Genomic DNA, 16,749 nt, shown 5'->3' with positions numbered 1-16,749 from the left:
CGGGACCTGGTTTGGCGTTAAGCAGTGAGGCTTACGGCCACATTTCGATCTTTTCGGTCATGGGGAACGGGTAAGCGGATTCGGGGCCGAACCACTTGTTGTAGATGGTCATGTAAGTGCCATCTTTCCACATGTCCTGAATGGTGAAGTTGATGATGTCGCGCCATGCGGAATCATCCTGGGGCAGACCGATGCCGTAAGGCTCGTCGGAAATGAATTCGCCAACCAGTTCGAACTGACCGGGAACCTTGGCTGCGTAGCCAAGCAGAATGGTGGAGTCGGTGGTGATAGCCTGGACACGGCCGGAGCGGAGCGCTTCGAACATGGCGACTTCGCCGTCGTAACCGATAACCTTGGGATTGGCGTTGCCAAGCTTCTTCAGGTAGTTGGTGGCGTTGACGATGGAAGTGGTGCCCTGCATGGAACCGACTTTCAGGTTAGCCAGATCTTTGGCTTCTTTGACTTTACCCTTGCGAGCGAGGAACTTCTGACCATCGAAGAAGTAGGTGATGGAGAAATCGATCTTTTCATCGCGGACACGCTTGTGGGTCATGTTGGACAGAACCATATCAACCTTGGGTGGATTGGTCTGAACAAAGGAAATACGGGTGTTGTTGTTAACGACAACTTTTTCGAGCTTGGCACCGAGGCGCTTGGCGATTTCAGTGGCCATGTCGACATCAAAGCCGACCCATTCGTTCTTATCGTCGATGAAACCGAAGGGGATACCCTGGTTGGAAATACCGGCGCGAACAACTTTGTTGGACATCACGCGATCGTAGGTGGGACCTGCGAAGGCGACGGACGCAGCCATGACCAGCAGTGCGGCCAGGACAGTGATTTTGAGAACTCTCATCTACCTCTCCTTAACGTGTTGAGTTCGATTCCAAACCCGCAGGCACCACGCCTGGCGGGATATATACCTTAACCTAATGGCTCAGGATTTTGCTGAGGAAGTCCTGCGTGCGCTCGCTTTTCGGGTTGTTGAAGAATTCTTCGGGCGTGTTTTCTTCAATGAGGTAACCGCCGTCCATGAAGATGACGCGGTCGGCAACCTCGCGAGCAAATCCCATTTCGTGGGTGACGCAGATCATCGTCATGCCTTCCCTGGCAAGGGACTTCATGACGTCCAGAACTTCGTTGATCATTTCCGGGTCCAATGCAGACGTTGGTTCGTCGAAAAGCATGATTTTCGGCTGCATGGCCAGGCCTCGGGCAATGGCTACGCGCTGCTGCTGTCCACCGGACAATTGTGAGGGGTAAGCCCCGGCCTTGTCAGGGATGTCGACTTTTTTCAGCAGATCCATGGCGAGCGAAGTGGCTTCACCTTTGGACTGATGACGAACCATGGTCGGCGCAAGCATGATATTGTCCAGTACCGTCATATGAGGGTACAGGTTGAACTGCTGGAAAACGAAGCCGACTTCGGCTCGGAGCAGTGTCATGTTTGTGCGGGGATCGGAAACATTCATCCCGTCAACCAGTATGTCACCTTCCTGGATGGGTTCCAGGCGATTGATACATCGGATGAGGGTGGATTTTCCAGAACCGGAAGGGCCGCAAATGACGACAACTTCGCCCTTTGCTATGTCAAGATTGATATTGTTGAGGACATGAAAATCCCCGTACCACTTATTTACGTTTTTGAAAGAAATCACGGAACGCTCCCAAAAGACTGAATTCGGCTTTATGAAACCAGACGTGTGACTAGCAGAATATTGGCCGATGAGCAATCATAATTCAGATTCCGAGTGGTACGGGTGAACAAGGTTCTGCCAATATTGTGATATAGGCTCTATCTGTCAATTTATGAAGTTCTTCAATGGGTTGTGCTGTCTAGCATTCTGTCATCGATTGAGCCAGTCCACCAAGTGATGTTTCTTTGTATTTTTTGGACATGTCTCGCCCCGTTTGGGCCATGGCGTGGATCGCTTTGTCCAAATCCACCTTCTGATATGACTCATCCAGTGTTGTTGCTATCAGATATGCATTGTAGGCTTTGACCGCACCCATGGCATTTCGTTCGATGCAGGGTATCTGGACGTACCCTCCCACAGGGTCACAGGTCAGCCCAAGGTGATGTTCCAGCGCTATTTCAGCTGCGTTTTCAGTTACCTGGAATCGGTATCCACGAGAGTAGGCCATGAGAGCCGCAGCCATGGCGGAAGCGACTCCCACCTCCCCCTGACAACCGACTTCGGCACCGGAGATGGAGGCGTTATGTTTACATAAAAATCCAATAGCCGTGGCCGCCAGCAATCCCTCGCGCACTTCATTCTGAAGGGCGCCCATTTGTCGTTTGAGCATGAAGACAATTGCGGGAATGACGCCGGCTGCACCGCATGTGGGAGCGGTGACGACACAGTGCCCCGAGGCGTTCTCTTCAGAGGCGGCCAAAGCGTATGCATTGATGGCCTTGATGAACCCTGGCCCCTGAAAATGTTCTTTTTTGGCCCGCTGGTGCATGATGTGGGCTTTGCGCTGCAAACCGATGGTGCCTGGCAGCAGGCCTGATGTTTGGATACCAAGTTCCACAGCCTTTTCCATGACCTGAATGAGTCGGTCCAGTCCTTCGTTAATTTCCTGTTCATTCATGCCGGTAATGGCTTTTTCATTGGCAAGAATCAGTTCATGCAGTCGCAGGGAGTTCGCTCGCAGGTGATCCTTTAATTCTGCCATGTTCTTATATGGATAAACCGGTTCCCCTCGATGTGTTTCTTCCCATCCATCCCACCGCAGAAAGCCGCCGCCCACGGAGTAGTACGTTGTTTCACAGAGAATAGTCTCGCCTTGACGGTATCGGAAGATCATTGTGTTGCTGTGGGGGAAGTCATGCTGAACAGCATCGAAGATGATTTGGTTGGGCTGGTAGGTGAGGGTGCCGCCGTTGATGTCCAATTCAAATGATCGGTCATTGTCGCTGCACTCTTCCAGTACATTGGGCTGACAGGTATCCGGCAGGTAGCCAAGAAGCCCGGACATGACCGCCCGGCGTGTGCCGTGCCCTTCTCCTGTTGCCGATAGTGATCCAAAGAGGCGGATTTCTAGGGTGTCGCCTTGTAGCCGAATGTCATCGGGTAACTGGCGTATTCGATTCATGAAATCAAACCCTGCCTTCATGGGACCTATGGTGTGAGAACTGGACGGTCCGGGGCCGATTTTCAGCAATTCAAATATGGACGTTGTTATGGGCGGCATGTGTTTATCCAACTGGTTTATGTGTAGTTTGTAGCGGGAATGTAAGATAAAAGCGTGCCGAGGAGAAGTTTTTTCATTCTTTATGGACCTAAAATCCATCATGTCGTATGATATGTAGTATCCGTTCTTATCTCTTTCCTTGTGAAGGATGAGAGTGAAACTACAATTACCCGGAGGATTTTGATGAGAAAATTTCACCATGTCGCGTTTCTTATGATCGTTGGACTGATGCTGAGTCTGCCACAGACCGTTTTTGCGCATTGTCAGGTGCCGTGTGGTATTTACGATGACTATGCACGCGTGAAGGGGATGATGGAAGATGCTGCAACCGTCAAGAAATCCGTCAAGCTGCTCAATGAATTGGCAGGAAAGACCGACGTGCAATCCCAGCAACAGTTCGTACGCTGGGTGAACACCAAGGAAATGCATGCCCAGAAGGTGATCAGTACTATTGCTGACTATTTCCTCACGCAGCGGGTCAAGGCATCCCAGGAAGATTATGTGGAGCGCCTCACGAAGCACCATGCTGTTATCGTCGCAGCCATGAAGGCCAAGCAGAATGCTACCATGGAAGCTGCTGAAGCGCTGGAAAAGGCTATTATGGCGCTTGAGGGTTACTACCCGCATGAGCACTAAGCTTATATAGCAATAAAAAAGGGCGTCCATGGACGCCCTTTTTTATTGCATGAAGTGTGATTACGAATTGAGCCCAAAAGGTTTCAGCACTCGTTCCAGAACACCCTGAAGTTTGGAAATTGCTACACCGTAGTTTGTCACGGGGACACCTCTACGGTTGCATTCCTTGATACGCCGAAGCATTTCCGTTCTGTTGAGCATGCAGGCGCCGCAGTGAATAGCCAGTTTGAAGCGTTCAAGGTCATCAGGGAAATCGTGCCCTGAGTAGAATTCGAACTGCAACTCTTTGCCGGTGTACTGGCTGAGCCAGCGGGGAATTTTTACACGACCGATATCATCGGCAACGGCGTGGTGTGAGCACGCCTCACCCATGAGGATTGTGTCGCCATCTTCCAGTTGGTCAATGGCTTCGGCGCCAGCCACCAGCAAGTCCAGATCGCCTTTGTAGCGGGCGAAAAGCGTGGAGAACGTCGTCAGCGGGATATCGTCCGGCACATCTCCGGCCACACTCATGACAACCTGTGAATCGGTGATAACCAAAGCGGGTTTTCTGTGAAGATTGGCCAGCGCTTCGTCGATTTCACGCTCTTTGACTGTAATGCCGATGGCGTCGCAATCGAGTATTTCCCGCAGCACCTGAACCTGCGGCAAAATCAATCGTCCTTTCGGTGCGGCCAGATCAATGGGAACGACACAGACAACCCAGTCGCCTTCATTTATCAAGTCTCCGGCCAATACCGGATCGCGCTTGATTTCGGGCGGTGCGATGTCGATGATGGCGTCCTTGACTGCATCCACGTCTGTGCCGGTGGTGGCGGATGTAATTCTGTATTGAAGATTATTCTCCTGACAGTAGGCGATATCCTTTTCCGTCGGAGGTGCGATGTCGCATTTGTTGAATACGACGATGAATGGAATCTCCAATTCCTTGATCTCTTCAATAAGCGTCTTCTCGTACTCGGTGATGCCTTGTTCCGAAATGACGACCACAGCGACATCGGAGCGCCACAGGATTTTTCGTGTGGCTTTGATGCGCAGTTCGCCCAACTCACCTTCGTCGTCCAGTCCTGCTGTATCGTAAAATGTCACCGGTCCGATGGGGAGCAGTTCGTACTGCTTGGCCACTGGGTCGGTCGTGGTTCCTGGATGGTCGGAAACAATGGCAATATCCTGGCCGGTTATTGCGTTGATGAGTGATGATTTACCGGCGTTGCGTCTGCCAGTCAGGGCGATGACAAGGCGGACGCCGCGAGGTGCTTTGGTTGTCATACTTGATTCCTCTTTGAAAAACCTTTGGATGAAGACGGTGTGAGACCGAGTGAGCGGATCATGTCCTTTGCCGCGGCAAGGGAGGCTGTAGCCGTTGCATGGTTTTCGTTTTTACCGGGGTAAATGGTGTACTTGGATCGGTGCTCTTCGGGAGTCAGTGAGGGCATGAGGACATTACATCCTCTCAAGAGCGCTTGCCCCTGACTTTCAGGGTTCAGGGCGCTGAGCGCAGAAGTAGACGGAATGTTGACTCCGGGATTGAGTATGCGCAAAAGGGCAGTTACCCGATGGGAAAGCGGGATGCTGCCGATAGACGCATCGGCAAGCGGCGTCTGCGGGTGTGGGATGAACGGGCCTGCCGCTATCATGTCCAGGTCGAGATCGGACAGATACACAATGTCGTTCAGCGTTGTTTCCACTGTCATCCCCGGAAGGCCGATGATGACGCCTGATCCGACTTCATACCCTTGCTCCCTGAGCGCATCGACCCGTTCCAGCCTGTCGGAGAACTGTTCGCCAATCCGGTAGCGAGCATAGAGTTCCGGGTCGGTGGTTTCCAGCTTCACCAGACAGCGATCAGCGCCGCATTCACGCCAGTAGGCATATTCGCTTATTTTGCGATCCCCAACAGACAGCGTGATGGCTATGTCGTGCCGGGAACGGATCGTCTGGATTATCTCACCAATAAATTCAGTCGTGTAGTGAAAGTCGTCGCCTGATTGCAGGACAATAGTCCCTACGTTGTTGTTTGCAGCGGCTTCTACTGCGTCAAGGATGGTCTCCCGAGGCATACGGTAACGATCAATCTCCCGGTTGGGAGCACGAAGGCCGCAATACTGGCAACGCTTGTTGCAGTAGTTGGAAAATTCGGTGACCGCACGAATGAAGACATCCTGGCCAAATACCTGATTCTTGACTGCGGCCGCATGGGCAAACAGCTCGGAATCATTACGTCCTTCAAGGAAATCGAGCATTTCCTTTCGGGTCAATTGTGTCATTGTCTTCCTCCGTTCATGGCATGTCTGCATTCTGCTATCAGTCGGTATGCGGCGATTTCTTCATTGGTGGCAGACGATGGGATGTCGTTTGCCTCTGCCCAGTCAAAGAGCTTGCGCACATCTGTTTTGATCATTCCCCAAGCCCCGTGTGCAGCATGGGTTGAGCAATGTGCGTACTGGCCGAAAATGACAGTGTCGTCGATGACCAGAATCGGTTGGCAGGGAAAGGTCCTGAGTGGGTACAGATGAACACGTTCCGGGTACGCTTCTTCCAAATCCTCAATGAACCGTAGTGACGCATTGATGGTTTTCAGTTGCTCGTCGGGCGTTGATTGAGGACGTAGTGCCTGAAAAAACGAGGGTACCCACGGCTGATCGTCCTGAAGGGCGATGATGTCCAGTCGTTCAAAGTCGTTTTTTCTGAGTGCCTTGGCAAACGCCTCGCAGTGGGGCGCCGATTGGGCAAAAGGGCCGTACACTGCGGCGTGAAGGAGGATCTTTCGGTTGCTCTCTGCAATGAGAGCAGGGATATCCAGGGCATCTATGCCTGCAACAATTTGCATCATGTTCTGGAAACTCCGTCAAACTCATCCGGTGTATAGCCCATCTTGCACAGTCGTCGCGGGGAGAGCAGGGTGTCAATGGTCTCCCGGGATGCGATGCCCTGGCTGATGATCTCTTCACTGACCGATCTGCCCGACTGCTTTGCGTCGGCGACAATCTTCTCCACCTTGGCATATCCCAATACCGGCACGAGCACCGTTGCCAGCGCATTGCTTTGATCCACCTGTTCGGAACAACGGGCAGCATTGGCTTCGATGCCTGCAATGCAGTCTCTGGAGAAGCTGCCGGTGGCATTGACAAGCAGGGTCAGGGATTCGAGCAGCGTGTGACAAATCATCGGCATGAGGTGGTTCAATTCCAGTTGGCCCATGCCTGCGGCAATACCAAGCGTCTGGTCATTGCCCATTACCCTGAGCGCCACTTGGGTGATCGCTTCCGGCATGACGGGGTTGATCTTCCCGGCCATGATCGATGACCCGGATTGAAGCGCGGGAAGGGTGATTTCTCCCAGACCGGCAGCGGGACCGCTGCTCATCAGGCGAATATCTGATGCGATCTTCATGAGATTGGCTGCATACGCCTTGAGCATGCCTGAGACCTCGACGGGCGCGTCCATGTTCTGTGTGGCGTCCAGCAGATTCTCTGCTCGGGAAACGGGCAGGCCGCATATGTGACGGAGGGATTCCGTTACTTTCAGGACGTAATCGCGTGGAGCGCCCAGTCCGGTTCCGATGGCAGTGCCGCCGAGGTTGACCTTTTTGATGCGCTCGCGACATTTGAATATGCGCCAGCGGTCACGGGCAATGGCATCGGCAAAGGCCCCGAAGGTCATGCCAAGGGTCATGGGGACCGCATCCGTCAATTCGGTGCGGCCGACTTTGACTACATCGCGGAACTCGTCTTCCTTGGTCTGAAGAACTTCCTGAAGCCTAGCGACGTGCTTTTCCAGTTCTGTCAGCAATGAGAGGGTCGCGACCTTGAAGGCGGTCGGATACACATCATTGGTGGACTGGTGCATGTTCACATGATGTATGGGGTGGACTATTTCATAGTCGCCCGGTTCACCGCCGAGGATTTCAATGGCTCGGTTGGCCAGGACCTCGTTGACGTTCATGTTTGTCGATGTCCCGGCACCGCCCTGGAATGCGTCGACAATGATGTGCTCATCAAGGGCGCCGCTTTCCAGCTCCTTGCACGCGGCAATGATTGCGTCACATTGCTTCTGTTCAAGGTATCCCTGGGCTTTATTGGTCTCCGCACATGCCTGCTTCACCTGCGCCAAAGCCTTGATGAAGGGGCGGGGCAGGCTGTAGCCGGAAAATGGAAAGTTACGCACAGCCCGCATCGTATGGATGCCGTAATAGGCTGTGCGTGGTATTTCCAATGTGCCAAGCGAATCCCGCTCATGTCGTATGGGCGTGTCGTGGCTGTTCATGATGGTGTCCTAGATGTAGAGGTCCCGTTCTCCGGCTTCCATGCGGGCCAGACGATCCATGAGAATCTTCTTCCTTTTGGGATCATCGTAGGATTCCACTTCCCGCTGGATGAGCTCGTTACCTGCCTTTCGCGTTTCCTCGGAAGCATAGTCTTCCAGGTATTCCTTGAAGGTCAGCAAGCCGTTGGGGAGACAGAACTTCTGAATGAAACCGGTTTTGGCAAGTTCCATGAAGTGGTCGCCTGTACGGCCCATGCGGTAGCATGCAGTACACCATGAAGGAACGTATCCGTGCTCTCCGGCAATGGAGAGGATGATTTCATCGAGAGAGCGGTTGTCGCCAATGCAGAACTGCTGCACATCAGGGCGATCATATTCGGGATCACTGTATGCACCCGGATAGGTTCTGGACCCGGCCGAGAGCTGTGAAACACCGACTTCGATCAATTCCCGGCGGAACTCGGCGTTCTCGCGTGTGGTCAAAATGAGACCGGTGTACGGCACGGCCAAACGTAGGACTGCAACGATCTTTTTGAACTCATGACCGGAGGTCGGATAGGGCGGGTTAAAGGCGATTTCCGAGCCGAGGGCCGGTTCGAGGCGGGGGAATGAAATGGTGTGTGGCCCGACACCGTGGTCGCGCTCAAGCTGCCTACAGTGGTGCAAGAGCCCGAGTACCTCAAATGTGGTGTCGTGCAGGCCGAACAGGGTACCCATGCCTACGTCATCAATCCCGGCTTCCATAGCACGGTGCATGGTGTGCAGTCGCCACAGGAAGTCAGTCTTCCGTCCACCAGTGTGCAGCTTTTTGTAGGTCTCGGTGTGGTAGGTTTCCTGAAAACACTGATAGGTGCCAATACCTACTTCGTGCAGTTTTCGGAACCCTTCAACATCAAGCGGTGCACAGTTGATGTTGACTCGACGAATCTCGCCACTTTTGCCGGAAGTAACGGAGTAGACATCCCTGACGGTCTGGGCGATCCAGTCCGCATCATGTTTCGGGTGTTCACCGTAAACGAGCAGGAGGCGCTTGTGGCCTTGCTTTTCCAGCACTTCGACTTCTTTATGAATCTCTTCGCTGGTGAGGGTGCGGCGTTGGAGGGAGCGGTTTTTGGCATTGAAACCACAGTACTCACACTGGTTGCCGCATTCGTTGGTGATGTAGAGCGGAGCAAAGAGCACCAGGCGGTTGCCATAGATGCCTTTCTTGATGGATTTGGCCGCGTCGAATATCTCTTCATCCAGGTCCTTGTCCTGGTTTTTGAGCAGAATGGCGGTTTCGGCAGGCGTGAGGCCATTGCGTTCCAAGGCCTTGGCGATGATGTCGCGAACCTGCGCCTTGTCAGCTTTCTCCGCTTCGGCTATTTCGCTCCATATTAAGTCTTCATCGATAAAATTTGTCAGTTCATCCGTTGCATTGTAATCCTGTTTCATTCCGTCCCCCGTTACGTCAGTAATGATTTAACACGCACGCCGCCAAGCATTCCCAGCTTGCCTGTCATTGCACCCAGTTCATCGGTCGTCGCTTCGATGATCAAGCCAATGACATTGACTCCTCTCTCTCTGAAAGGAATGCCGATGCGGCCGACCACGATGTCGGAGTTTTCGCCGATGATTTTATTGACTTCGGGAGCGGATTTGTCCCTGTCCTGAATGAAAATGCCGATAATGCCGAGCCGTTTTTCCATGCGTTGTCCCTTTGATTTACGTTTTTTCTTTACGAAAAAGCCCGGGGTTAGCACTCCCCGGGCTATCTACGTGTGGGACAGGTAGGAGCCCTTGGACAACGGTTTTTACCTGCATACAGGCTGTCCTCGAACGGGCTTCCACCCTGGGGTTAGGCGTGCCCTTCCCGCAGGTAGATGGTCTCCTATTACGGAGGTGTTCTAGGGATTATCTATAGTGCAAATCGATTGATGAATCAAGGAGAAAAATGGCACTATATGTATACGAAAAAAGAAATAGTGATACTTTATGTACCGGTGGTCAGCACATAATGTAATAATGATTATGGATGTATGGCGGGGTGTGAAGAAGAAATCGGCCCTTGGGTCAGACTATATCCTAGCCGCAGGTCGATGTTTTAGCGTGTTACTACAGGGAGAGTTCGATACCCTTGGCCTTGAGTGCTTCGAGCTTCTTGCTGCGATCCACGTAGTGGGTGTGCAGCAGGTGGTGAGACTCGTGACCGCAGGGACCTTCGTGCAGGAAACCGTTCTCATGGTCGTAGATTTTCTTGACCATGGGGTTGTCCTGGGATTTGCGGAACTCGTAGATGGCCGGATTGGCATCTGCGTCGTAGACTGCTTTCTGGCGCAGGGCTACGAACTGCATGGTTGCAGCTACGGCTTCCTTGGTCATGTTGAAGCCGAGAACTGCGTAACCGGCCATGACACCACAAGTTTTCAAGAAACCACGTCTGTTCAATTTCATCTCTCAGCTCCTTATGCTTGCGGCTTGCGGGTTCTGAAGCGCTTGTTGATCTTTGCAACAGTGCTGCGGAACATGGATGCCTGAATCTCGGGATCGAGAGGCTGGCCACCACCGTTCACACAACCGCCGGGGCAGGTCATGATCTCGATGAAGTGGTACGGAGACTTGCCGGCGCGAACTTCGTCGCACAGTTTGGCAGCGTTCTTGAGGCCACTGGCAACGGCAACTTTGACAGTGCCGAAGTTCGGGACTTCGATGTCAGCGGTCTTGATGCCTTCGTGGGCACGGACGACCTTGATCTCCGGGTTGTCCAGTTTGTTGCCGGAAAGCGCTTCGTAACCAAGACGAAGTGCTGCTTCCATAACACCACCGCTGTTGCCGAAGATAGTGGCAGCGCCGGTGGATTCGCCCAGAATCGGATCGGGATCCTGATCAGGCAGGCTATTGAATTCGATACCGGCTTCCTTGATCAGGTAAGCCAGTTCGCGAGTGTTGATGGTTGCATCAATGTCACGGAAACCGCTCTGGTTCAGTTCGGGGCGCAGGCCCTCGTACTTCTTGGCGATACACGGCATGATGGAGACAGTGTAGATCTTTTTCGGATCCGTCTTTGTCTCTTTGGCACCGTAAGTCTTGGCAAGAGCGCCCAGCATTGCGATGGGGGACTTGCAGGTAGACAGATTGGGAGCCAGGTCAGGATAGAAGGTCTCAGCGAACTTGATCCAGCCGGGGCAGCAAGAGGTGAACTGAGGCAACGGATGCCCGTCCACTTCGCCTTTCACGCGCTGAATCAGCTCGGTGCCTTCTTCCATGATGGTGACGTCGGCTGCGAACTCGGTGTCCCAGATGTAATCGAAGCCCAGTTCACGCAGTGCAGCGTGCATTTTGCCGCCGACATAGGTGCCGGTGGGGGCGCCGAAACATTCGCCCAGGCCGTAGCGGACGGCGGGAGCGGGCATGGAAACGACAACGGTGTCGGGATCCTTGAGCTTTTCGACGATCTCGTCGAGGTAGGAAACGCCCTCGTAGATCGCTCCGACAGGACAGCTGGTCAGGCACTGACCACAGTTGACGCATGCAGCAGGATCGACAACCCCGTGAATGTCATCATCATTAATTGATTGGATAACCCCGGTGGGGCAAACGTAGTTGCATTCGCCGCAGCCTTCACACTTGTCGGCGTCGACCTGGACAAACAGAATTGAGTCCGGATCAACGTCTTTGGGTGCGTTGCTTTGGTACATGATGCCTTCAATCTGTTGCATAGTTCCCTCCTTGCTGGGGTGGATTGAAGACTAGTCGACCGGCACCAGTGACGGACGACAGTTTTGGGACCTCTATAGCCTTTTCGCGGTAACACGAAAAGAAATTTTTTATTATTTTTAAAACAATTTTTTTTAAATGTTATCCTTCACTCTGGAAGGGTATTGAGTTTGACATTCAGTCGTTCTCGGCATAATGGTCTGTAATTATGAAAGAACCCACCGCATTTGTGTGCAGTGGGTAGCATTAAGAGCTCTTTATGGTCATTCTAATACTGTGTGATTCAACCTCGCGATTCACGTGTACTCCTCCATAAAAAATGAGACCTAGGTTTGATTTTAAGTCATGATTAGCGTATTGTCTAGGGTTTTCGAGTAAAATGTGTTTATCCTCGCTAACATAGGTGAATCGGGGCTTCCTGAATTTTTAAGGGTCGAGTTGCGAATGGTTTCCCAAGCATCAAGGGACGTCATTTCCCTTTTTCGAGTTTCCAGCCTGGGTTTCGTTTACTCAAAGTAATATCGCCGTGTAGGAAGGCAAGTCGGTTGTCGTTTTTTTTTACAGTGTAGTCCCACGACATTATTTGATTTAATGGCGAAGGGAGTGACTTGAATCATTGAACGGCCTTCCATTCTTGCGTTTCCTCATGTATGTCCTCTCATCAACATAATTTGAGGGACATCTTTACGGAGGATATCAATGGCACGTGTCATGTATGGCGTATGGGGGGGAACGGTTACAGACAACAGGGGGAAAAACCTCTTCGAGATAGAAGAGAATCCTGAGATTGCCGAGTTCGATGAATTCAATCATGGAAATCCGATTACCACCTTTGTCGGTGATCGCGGTTTCTTTGTCTTTGAACCGAATGCCAGCCTATTGGACGCATTCTGGTTATATATGGATAAGGCTGCGGAAGAGTCCTGCGGGAAATGTACTCCATGTCGAATGGGTACGGAGCTGATTCGGGACAGACTGGCAGCGCTTCGTGATGAGGATGACCAGTACGGCTCGATCGGTGACGTACTTGATGAAATCGAGATGCTTGCGCGTCACGTGCATGAAACGTCTTTGTGCGGGCTCGGGCAGACATGCACCAATGCCCTTATCTCGGCTCTGGCTCATTTTCGTGACCAGTTCGAACAAAATAAATATCTGCTTCCTGCCAAGCATACGATGACCTATGTGACCTCGCCCTGCATTGAGGCGTGTCCGGCCAAGATCAATGTGCCGCGTTACATCGACTATATTAAGGATGGCAAGCCATCGCATTCGCTGGGGGTTATTCTTCAAAAGTACCCGATGGCGGCCACATGCGGCAGAGTCTGCGTACGTTTTTGCGAGATGGCCTGTCAGCGGTCCATGGTTGATGAACCTGTGGGGATCAAGGTGCTGAAGCGATACGTCGCCGACCATGAAGAAGGGCTGCACAGCGAACTTTTTTCCAAAGACCTCATCTCAAAACGTCACCCCGATGATTTGAAGATTGCCGTTGTTGGAGCCGGTCCGGCCGGGATCAGCTGTGCCTATCACTTGCTTTTGAAGGGCTACTCGGTGGATGTGTTTGAATCTGCAAGCGAAGCGGGCGGCATGGCCTCATGCGGCATTCCCAGCTATCGACTTCCCAAGGATGTCCTCAAGTCTGAAACCGATATCATTGAACGGCTTGGTGGCCGTTTCTTTTTCAATAAAAGGCTTGGAAAAGATATCGATGTCGATGGACTGTTCAAGCAGGGATACAAATCCGTTTTTCTTGCACTGGGATGTGCCGAAGGTCGCCTGATGAATGTGGAAGGTGAGGATGCGTCCCTTGAAGGGTATGAGCCTGGCATCGACTTCCTGTTGCGTGTTCATGGTCATGTCGAGAAGGGCAACCCCATGGAGTTGAGTGGGGATGTGGTCGTTGTCGGTGGCGGAAATGTCGCCATGGACTGTGCCCGATCCGCCCTTCGCATGGGAGCTGATTCGGTTCATCTTGTTTATCGGCGGACAAAGGAAGACATGCCTGCGGATCATGAAGAGATCGAAGCTGCAGAAAAGGAAGGGGTTGAGTTCCACTTCCTTACCAATCCGACAAAAATTCTCTCCGAGGATGGCAAGGTGACCGGCGTTGAGCTGGTGGAAATGCGCCAGACCGAACCGGACGGGCGCGGCCGCAAGGGAGTGGAACCTTGTCCCGGTTCCGAGCGGTTCCTTGCTGCGACAACCGTGGTTCCGGCAATCGGACAACGCGTTGCAGAAGATTGTCTCACGCCACAGGATGGCGTCTCTCTGGATCAGTGGGGAAGGGTGGATGCCGATGATTCCAACCTTGCCACCTCGCGTCCCGGTGTCTTTGCCGGTGGCGACTGTAGGCTGGGGCCCTCGACATTGATTCATGCCATGGCTCATGGTCTCAAGGCATCCCGGTCCATTGATGACTACCTGCAACTCGGCAGAACCCGTTTCTTCCCGAGAAGTCGCATGCGTAAGATCATAAACAAGTACAAGACCATGAATGACGAGTGGCTCGGCACGCCAGTAAAGCACTTGTACCGTGTACCCATTCAGGAAATGGACCCCGAGACACGCAAAGACCTGTTTCATGAGGTTGAACAAACCATCACTCCCGAAGAAGCCTACCACGAGGCGGGGCGTTGCCTGCGGTGCTACCGACTCTATGCCTTGGTCACCGAGTACCCTATTCCCGAAGGCTGCGCCTAATCATAGCTAAGAGAGATGAGCATGCATGCATTTATAAATAGTGACAAAATTGATCTGAAAGAAAATGAAACCATCCTTGAGGCTGCGCGTCGTAGTGGTCACTACATACCTACGTTATGTGAACTGGCTGACATTGATCACACGCCGGGGACCTGCCGTGTCTGTCTTGTGGAGATACGATGTGAAGGGCAGGAAGAACCCCGCATTGTAACGGCCTGCAATACGCCGATCCTTGAGGGGATGGAGATCCTGACACGTACTCGTCGGGTGCGGGAGATGCAGCGCCTTCAGGTTGAACTCCTTCTTGCTGACCATGATCAGGAATGCGCCACGTGTATTCGTCACGGCAGTTGTGAGGTACAGGATGTGGCCCAGTTCGTCGGGTTGCAGCATTCGAGATATTATGATCCTGCCAATGCCAAGCGAGAAGTGGACAGCACAGCGCCGGGTTTTGCCCGTGATATGGGGAAATGTATCCGGTGCTATCGTTGCGTTAAGATTTGTCGTGAAGGACAGGGAGTTGATGCCCTGGTCATGGCTGGTCGCGGTAAGAATGCCGGTGTGGGAGTGCGGACCGGCTTGACTCAGGGCTCCAGTGAGTGCGTGAGTTGCGGCCAGTGTGTGCTTGTTTGTCCGACCGGTGCACTTGGAGAAAAGGATGAGACCGAAACCGTCGTCGATTATCTGTATGATCCTGATGTGGTCACGGTCTTCCAGTTCGCCCCCGCCATTCGTGTCGGCTTTGGTGAGGAATTCGGTTTGCCTGCCGGTACCAACGTCGAGGGCCAGGTCATTTCGGCTATCAGGGCGCTTGGAGCGGATATCGTTCTCGATACAAACTTTGCTGCCGACATAGTGATCATGGAAGAGGGGACAGAACTGCTCAAGGCGTACGGAGAAGGAAAGCGTCAACTCTTCACTTCCTGTTGCCCCGCATGGATCAATTTCGCGGAGAAGCATTACCCCGAGATTTTGCCGCATCTGTCTTCAACTCGATCCCCACAGCAGTGTTTCGGCTCCATTGCCAAGACATATCTTCCTGAGAAAATGGATATTGACCCAGCCAAAGTGCGCGTGGTTTCGATCATGCCCTGTATCGCCAAAAAGGACGAGGCTGGACGTGCCATGTATAAGAAAGATGGCGTTCGCGATGTCGATGTTGTGCTGACCATCAGGGAGTTTGCCCGACTGCTTCGGAGAGAAGGTATTGATCTCAAATCTCTTGAGCCGTCGACCTTTGATAACCCGTATATGGGTGGGTATTCCGGGGCCGGAGCCATCTTTGCGACCACGGGCGGCGTCATGGAAGCTGCGGTACGCACCATGTACTACGCGGTCAACGGTGAAGAGCTTGAGGGCATCGAAGTCACCGCCTTGCGCGGCTTTGAGGGTGTGCGTTCGGCTGTCGTTGATCTGGGCGGTGACATAGGCGAGGTGAAGCTTGCTTTGTGCCACGGCTTGAAAGGCGTTCGCGCTGTTGTCGAGGATGTGCTTGCCGGTCGATCCGATTTCGATTTCATCGAAGTGATGGCATGCCCCGGCGGTTGTGTGGATGGTGGTGGACATCTTCGTTCGAAGAAAGCCTATCTGCCGCACGCTCTCAAGCGTCGCGAAACGCTGTACGAAATCGACAAGCAGTCCAACTACCGTCAATCACATAACAACCCAATGGTGCAGAAGTTATATGACGACTATCTTGGGCGTCCCTATTCGGAGAAGTCCCATGAACTGCTTCACACCCATTACATTGCTCGTCAGCAGCGGCTGAAGCAGACTATCCGCGATATCTGGAACGACATCACCATGTCCACACTGGTTCACAGCGAGTTCGATAACATGAACGAAACCGCTTCATGCAAGGCGGACATACTGTAAGGCTGGTGAGAGGCTGGCGGCTGGTGTAGCCGTAGAAAACGATGATTGATGCAGTGGGTCATGTTGAGCAACAGCTCAATGTGACTCACTTTTTTTTATGACTTGCTGCGAGGAGTGAGCGATAAGGAGAGAGGAGAGTTAGTCTTCCTGCGGCTTGGCTTCGCCTGCAATGGCCTGAATCTTGTCTAATGCCTTGCCCCGGGTTTGTGCGAGTTTCTTCCATTTGCGCTTTTCCTTTTTCAAGGCTTCGACGGTGTGCAGAAGATTTTGCACTGTATGGGCGGGGTAGCCGTGCGTGGCACGGCTACCCCGACGAAGTTCTTCGTCATTGTGCTGCCTGATTGAGGCAAGCTGGTTGGCATCAAGAATCATTGT

Annotated in this window: 15 protein-coding genes; 3 read left to right on the top strand and 12 right to left on the bottom strand. The window is 52.7% G+C overall.

Annotated features, from left to right (window positions below; all coding sequences use genetic code 11):
• Nucleotides 1–31: 31 nt before the first annotated feature.
• The 3 genes from DPRO_RS05015 to DPRO_RS05005 form a co-directional block, all read right to left on the bottom strand.
• Entirely contained in the window at nt 32–856 is an 825-nt protein-coding gene (locus DPRO_RS05015) for an ABC transporter substrate-binding protein (RefSeq protein WP_097011073.1), read from the bottom strand.
• A 73-nt stretch (nt 857–929) separates the two neighbouring features.
• Nucleotides 930–1,658, bottom strand: a complete 729-nt coding sequence (locus tag DPRO_RS05010) for an amino acid ABC transporter ATP-binding protein (protein ID WP_097011072.1) — start codon at nt 1,656–1,658, stop codon at nt 930–932.
• Nucleotides 1,659–1,836: 178 nt separating this feature from the next.
• Entirely contained in the window at nt 1,837–3,198 is a 1,362-nt protein-coding gene (locus DPRO_RS05005; RefSeq protein WP_097011071.1) for an L-serine ammonia-lyase, read from the bottom strand.
• Between the two features lie 183 nt (nt 3,199–3,381).
• Here DPRO_RS05005 and DPRO_RS05000 point away from each other — a divergent pair, with 183 nt between their 5' ends.
• On the top strand, nt 3,382–3,834 hold the full coding sequence (locus DPRO_RS05000) for a superoxide dismutase, Ni (protein WP_097011070.1): 453 nt from the start codon (nt 3,382–3,384) through the stop codon (nt 3,832–3,834).
• Nucleotides 3,835–3,894: 60 nt separating this feature from the next.
• On the opposite strand, the gene hydF is transcribed toward DPRO_RS05000, so the two are convergent.
• The 8 genes from hydF to DPRO_RS04960 all read right to left on the bottom strand — a co-directional run bounded on the left by hydF (nt 3,895) and on the right by DPRO_RS04960 (nt 11,798).
• Nucleotides 3,895–5,103 (bottom strand): [FeFe] hydrogenase H-cluster maturation GTPase HydF, encoded by a 1,209-nt coding sequence (hydF, locus tag DPRO_RS04995; RefSeq protein ID WP_097011069.1) that lies wholly within the window; start codon nt 5,101–5,103, stop codon nt 3,895–3,897.
• Nucleotides 5,100–6,101, bottom strand: a complete 1,002-nt coding sequence (gene hydE / locus DPRO_RS04990; protein ID WP_232005709.1) for a [FeFe] hydrogenase H-cluster radical SAM maturase HydE — start codon at nt 6,099–6,101, stop codon at nt 5,100–5,102. The genes hydF and hydE overlap by 4 nt, the downstream gene beginning before the upstream one ends.
• On the bottom strand, nt 6,098–6,667 hold the full coding sequence (locus DPRO_RS04985; protein WP_097011067.1) for a hypothetical protein: 570 nt from the start codon (nt 6,665–6,667) through the stop codon (nt 6,098–6,100). The genes hydE and DPRO_RS04985 overlap by 4 nt, the downstream gene beginning before the upstream one ends.
• Nucleotides 6,664–8,100, bottom strand: a complete 1,437-nt coding sequence (locus DPRO_RS04980) for an aspartate ammonia-lyase (RefSeq protein WP_097011066.1) — start codon at nt 8,098–8,100, stop codon at nt 6,664–6,666. Before DPRO_RS04980 ends, DPRO_RS04985 begins: the two co-directional genes overlap by 4 nt.
• Before the next feature lie 9 nt (nt 8,101–8,109).
• Nucleotides 8,110–9,534 (bottom strand): [FeFe] hydrogenase H-cluster radical SAM maturase HydG, encoded by a 1,425-nt coding sequence (gene hydG, locus DPRO_RS04975; RefSeq protein ID WP_097011065.1) that lies wholly within the window; start codon nt 9,532–9,534, stop codon nt 8,110–8,112.
• An 11-nt stretch (nt 9,535–9,545) separates the two neighbouring features.
• Nucleotides 9,546–9,788: a TM1266 family iron-only hydrogenase system putative regulator gene (locus DPRO_RS04970; RefSeq protein WP_097011064.1), complete on the bottom strand. Its 243-nt coding sequence runs from the start codon at nt 9,786–9,788 to the stop codon at nt 9,546–9,548.
• 406 nt (nt 9,789–10,194) lie between these two features.
• Nucleotides 10,195–10,533, bottom strand: coding sequence for an iron hydrogenase small subunit (locus DPRO_RS04965; RefSeq protein ID WP_097011063.1), 339 nt, complete (start codon nt 10,531–10,533; stop codon nt 10,195–10,197).
• An 11-nt stretch (nt 10,534–10,544) separates the two neighbouring features.
• Nucleotides 10,545–11,798, bottom strand: a complete 1,254-nt coding sequence (locus DPRO_RS04960; protein ID WP_097011062.1) for a [FeFe] hydrogenase, group A — start codon at nt 11,796–11,798, stop codon at nt 10,545–10,547.
• Nucleotides 11,799–12,495: 697 nt separating this feature from the next.
• Between DPRO_RS04960 and DPRO_RS04955 the strand changes: the two genes are divergently transcribed.
• Nucleotides 12,496–14,499: an FAD-dependent oxidoreductase gene (locus DPRO_RS04955; RefSeq protein ID WP_097011061.1), complete on the top strand. Its 2,004-nt coding sequence runs from the start codon at nt 12,496–12,498 to the stop codon at nt 14,497–14,499.
• Between the two features lie 21 nt (nt 14,500–14,520).
• Complete coding sequence (locus DPRO_RS04950) at nt 14,521–16,374, top strand: [FeFe] hydrogenase, group A (protein WP_097011060.1); 1,854 nt, start codon at nt 14,521–14,523, stop codon at nt 16,372–16,374.
• 138 nt (nt 16,375–16,512) lie between these two features.
• Here DPRO_RS04950 and DPRO_RS04945 read toward each other — a convergent pair whose 3' ends face one another.
• Entirely contained in the window at nt 16,513–16,746 is a 234-nt protein-coding gene (locus DPRO_RS04945) for a hypothetical protein (protein ID WP_097011059.1), read from the bottom strand.
• Nucleotides 16,747–16,749 lie beyond the last annotated feature (3 nt).

Source organism: Pseudodesulfovibrio profundus (assembly GCF_900217235.1).
Lineage (GTDB): Bacteria > Desulfobacterota > Desulfovibrionia > Desulfovibrionales > Desulfovibrionaceae > Pseudodesulfovibrio > Pseudodesulfovibrio profundus.
The sequence above is the reverse complement of the archived record's forward strand: the minus strand, read 5'-3'. Positions and strand labels throughout refer to the sequence as shown.